The sequence below is a fragment of the Pantoea sp. GM01 genome (assembly GCF_000282675.1).
Classification (GTDB): domain Bacteria; phylum Pseudomonadota; class Gammaproteobacteria; order Enterobacterales; family Enterobacteriaceae; genus Pantoea; species Pantoea nemavictus.
Genome location: NZ_AKIU01000035.1, coordinates 236,746 through 243,495, shown reverse-complemented (window position 1 = coordinate 243,495; position 6,750 = coordinate 236,746). Strand labels below are relative to the sequence as shown.

General features: G+C 55.9%; 5 protein-coding genes and 1 tRNA gene. 5 read left to right on the top strand and 1 reads right to left on the bottom strand.

Going from position 1 to position 6,750, the window contains the following annotated elements; all coding sequences use genetic code 11:
- Positions 1-201: 201 nt before the first annotated feature.
- On the bottom strand, positions 202-1,323 hold the full coding sequence (locus PMI17_RS11300; protein WP_007889542.1) for a Gfo/Idh/MocA family protein: 1,122 nt from the start codon (positions 1,321-1,323) through the stop codon (positions 202-204).
- 306 nt (positions 1,324-1,629) lie between these two features.
- Here PMI17_RS11300 and PMI17_RS11295 point away from each other — a divergent pair.
- From PMI17_RS11295 to PMI17_RS11275, 5 genes are all read left to right on the top strand, one after another.
- Positions 1,630-1,705: transfer RNA gene (locus PMI17_RS11295), tRNA-Asn, on the top strand.
- A gap of 292 nt (positions 1,706-1,997) precedes the next feature.
- Positions 1,998-3,008 (top strand): Zn-dependent oxidoreductase, encoded by a 1,011-nt coding sequence (locus PMI17_RS11290; protein WP_007889541.1) that lies wholly within the window; start codon positions 1,998-2,000, stop codon positions 3,006-3,008.
- A gap of 83 nt (positions 3,009-3,091) precedes the next feature.
- Positions 3,092-4,375, top strand: coding sequence for an MFS transporter (locus tag PMI17_RS11285; RefSeq protein ID WP_007889540.1), 1,284 nt, complete (start codon positions 3,092-3,094; stop codon positions 4,373-4,375).
- 44 nt (positions 4,376-4,419) lie between these two features.
- Positions 4,420-5,880, top strand: a complete 1,461-nt coding sequence (locus PMI17_RS11280) for a mannitol dehydrogenase family protein (protein WP_007889539.1) — start codon at positions 4,420-4,422, stop codon at positions 5,878-5,880.
- Positions 5,881-5,978: 98 nt separating this feature from the next.
- Positions 5,979-6,665 (top strand): GntR family transcriptional regulator, encoded by a 687-nt coding sequence (locus PMI17_RS11275; RefSeq protein ID WP_007889535.1) that lies wholly within the window; start codon positions 5,979-5,981, stop codon positions 6,663-6,665.
- Positions 6,666-6,750 lie beyond the last annotated feature (85 nt).

The window sequence follows — 6,750 nt, the reverse complement described above, 5'->3', positions numbered from 1 at the left end:
GAGGACGGCGCAGGCGCGGATTGCTAAGGTCCGCGCCTTCGGACCTTAGCCCGGCCGCCGGCTTCACACATTCTGAAACTGCCATACGCTTAGCGGGCGGAACCCCTGCGGAGCCAGTGCGCTGCTTATCTGACGAGCATTACGCCATAAATGGCGACCCTACGTAGGGTGCACATTGAACGATGTGCAGCGGCTGGTTTTCTACACCTTCATCCAGCGACGTTCCAGTGCGGAAACCGCCACCGCTTCCAATACTTTCTGCACCTGCAAACCTTCGGCAAAGTCCGGCCACATGCGGTCACCGGCAGCGATGCCGTTAATCAAATCGCGGATCTCAACAGTTTTCTGATCGTTGAAGCCGATGCCGTGCCCGGCTGACACGCAGAAATTGGCGTAATCCGGATGCGCCGGACCGGTCAAAATGGTTTTGAAACCCTGGCGCCCTGCCGGTTCATCATGGATATACAGCTCCAGCTCGGCCATGCGTTCCTGGGTATAGCGCAGCGTGCCTTTGGTGCCGGTCACCACATAAGTCAGACCCATTTTGCTGCCGCAGGCGATGCGCGAGGTTTCAAACACGCCGTGCGCGCCATTTTTAAAACGCAGCAAGGCGCTAGCCTGATCTTCGTTTTCTACCGGCAGCAGGCGCGAAGTCTCCTTCGGATCCGGACGCTCCTTAATCACCGTCATCATATCGCCGCTGACTTCTTCAATATCGCCGACCAGATAATGCGCCATATTCACAATGTGCGCGGCCAGGTCGCCCAGCGCGCCTAATCCCGCCAGCGCTTTCTGGCAGTGCCAGTCGAGCGGGGTTTCCGGACGCGCCAGATAATCTTCGTTGTGCGTGCCATAAAAATGCACCACGTCGCCGATTTCGCCCCGAGCGATGATCTCACGCGCCAACTGGCTGGTGGGGTTTTTCATGTAGTTGAAGCCGACCAACGTTTTCACGCCGGCCAGCTGCGCGGCTTGCACCATCTCTTCGGCATCCGCTACCGACAGTGACAGCGGCTTCTCAGAGTAGACATGCTTGCCGTTGCGAATCGCTTCTAACGCCATCTCTTTGTGCAGGAAGTTAGGTGCGCAGATATCGACCACGTCGATGTTAGGATCGCGCACCAGCTCACGCCAGTCGCCGGTGGATCGCGCAAAGCCAAAGGTGGCTGCCTGTTTTGCCGCCAGCTCAGGATTCACTTCCGCCAGCATTTCACGCACGATTTCACCTTTCAGGGCAAAAACCGTGGGTGCCTGAGCGTAAGCAATTGCGTGACAACGACCAATATATCCACTGCCGATCATACCGATTCTGACTTTGTTCATGACTATTCCTGCATTCGGGTAACGAGTGATCTGGAATATATGTTTCGCTTTTCAGCGCGACAACGGCGAAATGAAATATCTGTGATCATACATGCGAGGTATCTGACAAAAACGACAAATCAGAATGTAATTTTGCATAGAGTTGGTGATCTTCATCACGAAAATGGCTGTAGAGCCGCTGGTTTAGCGACTTGAAACTCATGCACAGCAGGCAATTGACGCTTTATTCAGCAGTCAGTAAGAATTGTGAAAAAGAGTTTTGACAAGCAGAAGCCCGCTCGTTAATATGCGCCCCGTTCAAACGATTCCTCTGTAGTTCAGTCGGTAGAACGGCGGACTGTTAATCCGTATGTCACTGGTTCGAGTCCAGTCAGAGGAGCCAAATTTAAAAACCCGCTCAGGGAAACCTGAGCGGGTTTTGTCTTTTGTAGGGTCGCCATTGATGGTGACCTGATATCGCGGTTGTTATAAATGGCAACCCTCCAAACTAGTTCCTGAGCGCTGGAACAACTTACCTTCTGCAATCATCCCTTCATAATTCCCGCTCTGTGATTCTCTTCACAACTCTGTAACGCCGACTTGTATGGTAGTATTAGTGCGCGTATTTTTTCATCATTGCATTCCCGCTAAAGCCTGCTCAGCTTATCAAGAAGGCAGCAGGCAAGGAGTAGATGATGAAAAGTGTGGTGATTGAACAACCGGGTGAATTGGTGTTGGCAGAGCGTCCGCTGCCGCAGCCCGCTGCAGGTGAAGTCCGCGTGAAGGTGCAGTTTGCCAGCATCTGCGGTTCCGATGTGCATATCTGGCACGGTCACAATCCTTTCGCTAAATATCCGCGCGTGATTGGTCATGAATTTTTCGGCCTGATTGATGCGGTCGGCGATGACGTCGCCGCCAGCCGCATCGGTGAGCGCGTGGCGGTTGATCCGGTAGTCAGCTGCGGTCACTGCTATCCCTGCTCAATTGGTCGCCCCAACGTCTGCAAAGAGTTGCAGGTGATCGGCGTGCACCGCGACGGCGGCTTTAGCGAATATGCCGTGGCGCCGGCGAAAAATGCCTTCCGCCTGCCAAATAGTATTTCTGACAAGCTTGCCAGCATGGTTGAACCCTTCACCATCGCGGCCAACATCACCGCCTTTCTCAAACCACAGCCAAACGATGTGGCGCTGATTTACGGTGCCGGCCCGATGGGTCTTACCGCCATTCAGGTGCTGAAAGGTGTGTACGGCGTCGAGCAGGTGTTAGTGGTGGATCGCCTGCCAGAACGTTTGGCGCTGGCGCAGGAGAACGGAGCCGATCGCGTATTCAATAACAGCGAGATTCCCTTAGCCGCGCAGCTGGAAGGTGTACAACCCACGCTGATTATTGATGCCGCCTGCCACCCTGCCATTCTGGCTGAAGCCGCCGCCCTCGCCTCGCCAGCGGCGCGCATTGGCCTGCTGGGTTTCTCCGGCGAACCGTGCAGCATCACGCAGCAGAGTCTCACCAGCAAAGAGCTGTCGCTGTTCACCTCACGTCTCAACAGCAATCGCTTCCCGCAGGTGATTGAGTGGATGGAACAGGGGCAGATCCAGCCAGAGAAACTGGTGACGCACTATTTCCCGCTGGCGGAGGTGGAGCAAGCGATGACGCTGTTCGAAAAAGATCCCCGCACCTGCTGCAAAGTGATCCTACAAATGGGTTAAGTTAACCCACACACCAGGTGTCCCCATGCCGGTCACTTACCCGCCGGCATTATTACTATAAAAAAGACGATGACGGAGTTTCTATGTTTAAGAACCTGCGCTGGACCCTCGTACTGCTGTTGTTCCTGGTGTTTATGATCAACTATCTTGATCGTATCGCCCTCTCTTTGACTGTCCCTTTGGTGGAAAAAGACCTGATGATCAACGCCGAACAGTTCGGCATGATTTTCGGCAGCTTCTTCTTCGGTTACGCCCTGTTCAACTTTATTGGCGGTTTAGCGACCGATAAATTTGGCCCGACTATCGTGCTCGGTACCGCTGTCGGCATGTGGTCGCTGTTCTGTGGCCTGACCGCCATGGCGACCGGCTTCTGGTCAATGATGATTCTGCGCGTGCTGTTTGGCATGGCAGAAGGCCCGATTTCCGCCTCGGCGAACAAAGCCATCAACGGCTGGTTCCCGAAAAAACAGGCCGCCACGGCGATGGGCTTACTGAGCTCAGGTTCGCCGCTGGGCGGTGCTGTCGCCGGGCCGATTGTCGGCTATCTGGCGCTCTCATTCGGCTGGCGTCCAGCGTTTGTGGTGATCGCCGCAATTGGCTTCGTCTGGCTGGCGCTGTGGTTCTTCTTTGCGTCAGATAACCCAGCGAAAAGCAAACGCGTCTCCGCCGAAGAGCGCGCGTTAGTGGAAAAACTGAAAGCCGAAGAACCGGCCGACGTGATCGACCCGAGCGGCAACGCGCACGGTCTGGGCTTCTATCTGCGCCAGCCGATCATTCTGGTCACCGCCTTCGCCTTCTTCTGCTACAACTACATCCTGTTCTTCTTCCTCAGCTGGTTCCCGGCATATCTGGTGCAGGCGCATGGCCTCGATATCAAAGCGATGAGCATCACCACCATGATCCCGTGGATTGTCGGCTTCGTTGGCCTGGCGCTGGGCGGCTGGATCTCCGATAAAATTTTCAATATCACCGGTAAGCTGCTGCTTTCACGCAAAATTGTGCTGGTGGTTTCACTGACGGCAGCGGCGATTTGCGTGGCGCTGGCAGGTACGATAAAAGAGGTCAACTCGGCGGTGATCATGATGTCGATCTCCATCTTCTTCCTCTACATCACCGGCGCGATTTACTGGGCGATAGTGCAGGACGTAGTGCATAAAAGCCGTGTGGGTAGCATCAGCGGCTTTATCCATCTGATTGGTAGCCTGTCTGGCGTTATCGGCCCCGTCGTCACCGGTTTCATCGTGCAGCACTCCGGTAAGTTTGACAGTGCGTTCATCCTTGCAGGTGCAGTTGCTGGCGTCGGCGCGCTGCTGGTACTGCTGGTGATTCGTGAACCTAAGGCCAACAACAAACCGGTTTCTGTGTAATTCTCATGGGGCGCTGAGCGCCCCATTTGCTAAAAGGAATGACTATGTTAGAGCTTGATCGCCTCCCCGCTGATGTTCAACGTCCGGCTTACGATCGCACGCAACTCAAAACCCGCATGGTGCACATTGGCTTTGGTGCTTTTCATCGCGCACATCAGGCGCTGGCGACCGATAAGCTGGCCGCGCAGGGCAGCGACTGGGGCTACTGCGAGGTGAATCTCAACAGCGGCACGCTGATTCAGGCGCTGCGTCAACAGGATCTGCTCTACACGCTGACAGAAATGGCCGATGAGAGTTTACACACGCGCGTGATTGGCGTGGTGACGCAAGCCCTGCACGGCAAAGGCGACGGCATTGAGGCGGTCATTGAAGCGATGAGTCAGCCGGATGTGGCGATAGTCTCAATGACGGTCACCGAGAAAGGCTACTGCTACATGCCGTCGAGCGGCAAACTGAATCCCGATCATCCGGATATTGTGCATGATCTCGCCAATCCAGCGGCACCACGTTCGTTACCGGGGCTGATTCTGGCGGCGATTATCCGCCGTCGTGAACGTCATCTGCCGCCGTTTAGCGTGATGTCGTGCGACAACATGCCGGAAAACGGCCACGTTACGCGCAACGTGATTACCCAACTGGCTGAATGCTACAGCCCTGCGCTGGCAGACTACATCCAGACGCACATCACCTTCCCTTCAACCATGGTCGATCGCATCGTCCCGGCGATGACCGATGCGGCGTTTGACACGCTGGCTGAACGCCTGGGCAGCCGCGATCCGGTGGCGGTAGAAGCCGAGCCGTTCTTCCAGTGGGTGATTGAAGATAACTTCGTCAACGGACGCCCGGCATGGGAAAACGCCGGCGCGGAGCTGGTGAGCGACGTGCTGCCGTTCGAAGAGATGAAGCTGCGCATGCTGAATGGTAGCCACTCGTTCCTCGCCTATCTCGGCTTCCTCGCCGGCTATGAGCACATCAGTGATTGCATGGCCGATGCCAGCTATCGTCAGGCGGCACGCGCATTGATGCTGCAGGATCAGGCGCCGACGCTGCGCACCCAGGGCGTCGATCTCGCGGCGTATGCCGATTCACTGATTGCGCGCTACGAGAATCGCGCCATCAAACATCGCACCTATCAAATTGCGACTGACGGCACGCAAAAGCTGCCGCAGCGCTTGCTGGATAGCGTGCGCTGGCATCTGCGCAACGGCACTTCCTGCGATTTCTTGTTGCTGGGCGTGGCCGGTTGGATGCGGTACGTCGGCGGCGTGAACGAGCAAGGAGAAGCGATTGAGATTCGCGATCCGTTAAAAGATCAGCTGGCGGATATCGTCGCTACCAGTGAAGAAGGCGCAGCCCGCGTAAAGGCGTTACTCGGCCTGAAAGCGGTGTTCGGCGACGATCTGCTGCAGCAAACGGCGTTTGTCACCCGCCTGACCGAACTGTATCAACAACTGGTGCAACAGGGCGCGCGTGCCACGGTTCACAGCCTCGTTACACAAGGCTAAGTGGCTAAACAAATGTGTAGCGCAGACGCAGTGTGCTGATTAGACTTACCCTTTCTCAACGGGCTGGCGCACGCCAGCCGTAATACGGATATTGCTGCATGTCGACTGCCTATACCATAACCACCAGCGAACCGGTAAATCAGCAGATCTATCGCTATCTGCGTAAAGATATTGTGACCTGCGTTATTCATCCGGGCTCGCTGCTGTCGGAGAAGGAAGTGTCGGCGCGCTTTAACGTGTCGCGTCAGCCGGTGCGCGAGGCCTTTATTAAGCTGGCTGAGGCCGGATTGGTGCAGGTTTTGCCGCAGCGCGGCACCTTCGTACGCAAGATCTCCGCCCAGCGTGTGGCCGATGGTCGCTTTATTCGTGAAGCGGTCGAGATTGCCGTGGTACGCCGCGCCGCGCAGGAAATGGGGGCGACAGGATTGATGGCGCTGGAGCATAACTTGCAGCTGCAGCGTTTAGCGGCTGAACGTCATGACAGCCAGGCATTTTTAATGCTGGATGATGAGTTTCATCGCCTGATTGCCGAGGGGATTAATTGCCTGCTGGCGTGGGAAACGGTGGAGAACATCAAAGCCACCATGGACCGCGTGCGCTTCCTGACGTTGAGCGAAGTGTCGCCGCCAGAAAGATTGATTCAGCAGCATGAAGATATCTTTAATGCGTTGAAAGCGCATGACGTTGACGGCGCTGAAAGCGCGATGCGCCGCCATCTGCAGGAGATGATTTTAACCATTACGCCCATTGCCGAGCGCAATAGTGAGTGGTTTGAGGCGCCTTAAGTAGGGTTATCGCTGTCCCCCATCCCGGCCTTCCCCCGCAAGCGGGGGAAGGAGACGCTGCCACATGCAACACCCCAACTAACAT